This is a genomic window from Bradyrhizobium sp. CCBAU 11361 (genome assembly GCF_028128935.1).
Taxonomy (GTDB): Bacteria; Pseudomonadota; Alphaproteobacteria; order Rhizobiales; family Xanthobacteraceae; genus Bradyrhizobium; species Bradyrhizobium niftali.
Window position 1 is genome coordinate 1 of sequence record NZ_LBJZ01000108.1, and the last position, 3,590, is coordinate 3,590.

Sequence of the window (3,590 nt, forward strand, 5' to 3'; positions counted from 1 at the left end):
AGCGGGCGAAAACCATCGAGGCTCGCGGCGGAGACGTTGTCCAGCCGCATCAAGAAGCCGGATATACGTCAGCAGTTCTGACCGTCGATCCTGATCAAGCCGGTCGTTGCAATCGGGCGGGGTCCATATACGTCCACATATGAACCGAGCCGCAAGGCGTCTCTCGGCTTCGATCCCTCGCGCGATCGTGAGTCGCTCGCCGGAGGCACTCGCGTTAGGGGCCGCCGTCATTTCATGCCGGCGCCGCTATCGCTGCCCCGAACGCGGGTGCCTTGTTAACCGGTCTTCTCTAACCGGGGTTGGAGCGTCAAGTAGCAAATTGCATGGTCACTGTGCCTTCCGAACCTCCCGTGGCGTCAAGCTATCCGGCGATCGCGCTTCTCTTCGAGGTCGGGATCTCCGCCTCATGATGATGTTCGTGAAGAAGTGGCGGGACCATCTCGGGAGCGCAGTCGCGATCAGCTCGCGCTGCAGACCGGTTATCACCCTCGCCATTCCTCGTCCTGCCGGACTCCTTGACAGCCTTTCGGCCGTGTTCTGTTGATCAGTGCGTTCAGGTATCAAGCGGCCGCTGCGCCCTCCGATCTTTCCCACCGGAAGTCGGTGCCGTCGCACCACATACGGTGCAGGATGATGGATATCTTGCGGGCCACCGCGACCAGCGCATTTTTCATGGAACTGCGTTTAGCGATGCGGATGCCCCATGCCTTTAATGAGCACCACCGTCTGGTGTTGACCATCAAAGAGTGAGCGGCTTCAAAGAGGTGCTCTCGAGCAAAGGCATCGCCGCACCGGGTGATGCGCCCGTTGTAGTCGATTTCTCCGGACGCGTATTTGCCTGGGGTCAGTCCAAGATGGACGCCAACATGCCGTGATTTACGGAAGCGGCCTGGGTCATCGATGGTTGTCTTGAATGCCAAAGCTGTCAGGGGGCCAACGCCAGGAACTGTCATGAACCGGCGGCAAGTAGCATCGCTGCGAACCAGGCGCTCAATTAGGCGCGTCAACACGCGTGCTTGTTCGCCGAGCATGCGCCGGGCTTCGAGCAATGGAATGACGAGGGCTTGTAAATCTCCATCAGCCACGATCAGCTCGCGTACGCGTTCTTCAAACCGGCTTTGGCCGATAAGGCCCATTTTGAATCCGAACGTTCGAAGTGCGGCCCGAATATGATTATTGAGGTCACGTTGCTTGTCGATCAGGCACCGGCGACTGCCCATCAACGCCCGTAGCTTTTGGCTGTCTTCAGATTTGACGTGAACCGCCTTAAACCACCCTGTTCGCATCATTTGCGCAAGTGCACGAGCATCGTTGCGGTCGGTCTTGACAGTTTGAGCTTGCATCACGCTCTTTGCGTGTCGGGTCTCAACACAAACGACGGGTAGCCCACCTTCCGAAAGCCCCTTGTGCAACCAGGACGAACACTGTCCGGCTTCTAGCCCGATGCGTTGCAAAGCGAGGCGGGTATTTCTCAGCCAGGAAATGAGTGCCTCGGGTTCGGTATCCGTCACTCCTTCCCGGACGATATTTCCATCTCGATCAACGATGCAGATCGCTGTGCGCTTGAGAGACACGTCGAGTCCAGCGAAGTAATTCATCAGGAGCTCCAGCTCATCTTGTTGGACGAATCGGTCGACGCATTATGCGCCCGGGAGGTCGGTGCCCGGTTACTTCATCTCGCGACTGCACTCGGTCGCGGGTCCGCCGTCATTTCATTCCGGCGTCGCTATCACTGCCCCGCGCCGGGTGCCTTTGCCTTCCCTTCGCTCCGCGCTCTTCGGGCTTCCATCACTTTTGCGAAGGAAGGCTGCGCTGCCGCGAAAACCATTCTCTCGGAGAATTCGTGACGTCACCGTCGCTGGAAGTGGCGTATCGATCCTACATACCCCTCGCCGGGCAGAAACGAAAAACCGGACCTTTATGCAGTAGCTAGCTGCACAAAGGGCCGGCCTTATGTTGCCTTGCCGCGCTAGAGAAACGGCTGCAAAGATCAGATCCTTTGGACAGGTTCGCTTTGCGTCCGGGTTGCGGCGACCCGCAGGCGGCAATCTCTCAGTCGCGGATACGATTACTTCTTTTTCTTTGAAGTCTTCTTTGCCACCTTCTTGGTGGCTGCCTTGGCGGTCTTCTTTGCCTTCTTCGCTTTCTTGGCCATGTCGTCCTCTGTAAAAAACTGGCTCAGTGAACATGCGCACGCCGTGAATCGACATGCGCAACATTGAGACGATATCACAAATGCAAAATTGATACCAACGAGTGGTGAGATCGCTCTTGAGCCGCTCGCCGGGCTTTCATCGCTAACGCCAAAACGCCGCGCGACCGCGAATCCGCTTCTCAAAGAGCTCGTGGCGTCGCCGTCACTGAGAGTGAGAGTGCGGGCCGGGTCTGCCGCGACGGGTTGAAGATCGGAGGAGAGGCTTCCGGTGCCCGTCGCGGAGAACCGCGATGCCTGGACATACCACCCGAGTTCGCGCCGGCAAAGACCGCGCGAGCCTTTACACCGAAATCACAGACAAGATCATCGCCGAGCTGGAGGCTGGCCGTATCCCGTGGGTGCAGCCTTGGGGGACGGCGGTGATCAAGGCGCCGCTCGCGATGCCGCGCAACGCGTCGACGCAGCGCGGATATTCCGGGATTAATGTGCTGATCCTGTGGGGTGCGGTCATCGAGCACGGCTTTTCCGGACAGAGCTGGCTCACTTTTCGCCAGGCGCTCGGGCTTGGCGGCCATGTCAGGAAGGGCGAACGGGGAACGACTGTCGTCTATGCCGATCGTTTCACCCCGGACGACGAACGTCGGCGCGCCGCAGAGGCCGGTGAAGAGCCGGGCGCCATCCCGTTTCTCAAGCGTTTTACGGTCTTCAACACGGACCAGTGCGATGGCTTGCCGGAGAGGGTCGCTGCCTCGGTCGTCCCGCCGCCACCAGATCAGATTGAGCCCCGAGCCGAGGCGTTGATTGCCGCCACCGGCGCGGATTTCCGCATCGGGGGCGCGCGCGCCTACTACAACACGATGGACGATTTCGTGCAGGTGCCGCCGCCGGCTGCATATTTCGAGCCGATCAATTGGCACCGGACCGCATTCCATGAGCTCGGTCATTGGACCGGCCAGGCGTCCCGCCTCAACCGCGACCACTCGGGCTCGTTCGGCTCAAAATCGTACGCGCGCGAAGAGCTAGTCGCCGAAATGGCGGGTGCCTTCGTTTGTGCCTCGCTCGGTATCGTCCCGACCGTGCGCCACGCCGACTACATCGGTTCCTGGCTGGAGGTGCTGCGCGAGGATAATCGCGCCGTGGTGCGCGCCGCGAGTGCGGCATCGAAGGCCGCCGATTTCCTGCTCGCCTTTCTGCCGCCCGCGATCGAGTCCGTCGTCGAGGGCAAAGAGGAGGCTGCGTGATGCATCAGCACGCTGTGCCAGGGGCAGTCCCGAGTTGGTGCTGCGCGTCAGAGAGTGAGAGGCGCGCCAGCTTGTCTGTGACGGGTAGGAGGTCGAGAGAGAGTCTTTCGGCCGCCCGTCGTGGAGAAACCGACATGGCAAGCGCCGTTCAGAAAATCAAACTCAGTCCCTCCCGCGATATTCCCTTCAACAAG

At 60.0% G+C, this 3,590-nt stretch carries 3 protein-coding genes; 1 reads left to right on the forward strand and 2 read right to left on the reverse strand.

All coding sequences use genetic code 11. The features are described from left to right. Positions 1–560 precede the first annotated feature (560 nt). Positions 561–1,598 (reverse strand): IS110 family transposase, encoded by a 1,038-nt coding sequence (locus tag XI08_RS10160; RefSeq protein ID WP_231144034.1) that lies wholly within the window; start codon positions 1,596–1,598, stop codon positions 561–563. A 114-nt stretch (positions 1,599–1,712) separates the two neighbouring features. Further along, positions 1,713–2,219: a hypothetical protein gene (locus tag XI08_RS10165; RefSeq protein ID WP_271574310.1), complete on the reverse strand. Its 507-nt coding sequence runs from the start codon at positions 2,217–2,219 to the stop codon at positions 1,713–1,715. Positions 2,220–2,445: 226 nt separating this feature from the next. Here XI08_RS10165 and XI08_RS10170 point away from each other — a divergent pair, with 226 nt between their 5' ends. Next, positions 2,446–3,396, forward strand: a complete 951-nt coding sequence (locus tag XI08_RS10170) for an ArdC family protein (RefSeq protein WP_271574311.1) — start codon at positions 2,446–2,448, stop codon at positions 3,394–3,396. Positions 3,397–3,590 lie beyond the last annotated feature (194 nt).

Coding starts and splice junctions, on each gene's coding strand:
- XI08_RS10160 (WP_231144034.1), bottom strand. CDS start 1,598: ATGAATTACTTCGCTGGACTCGACGTGTCTCTCAAGCGCACAGCGATC.
- XI08_RS10165 (WP_271574310.1), bottom strand. CDS start 2,219: ATGTTGCGCATGTCGATTCACGGCGTGCGCATGTTCACTGAGCCAGTT.
- XI08_RS10170 (WP_271574311.1), top strand. CDS start 2,446: ATGCCTGGACATACCACCCGAGTTCGCGCCGGCAAAGACCGCGCGAGC.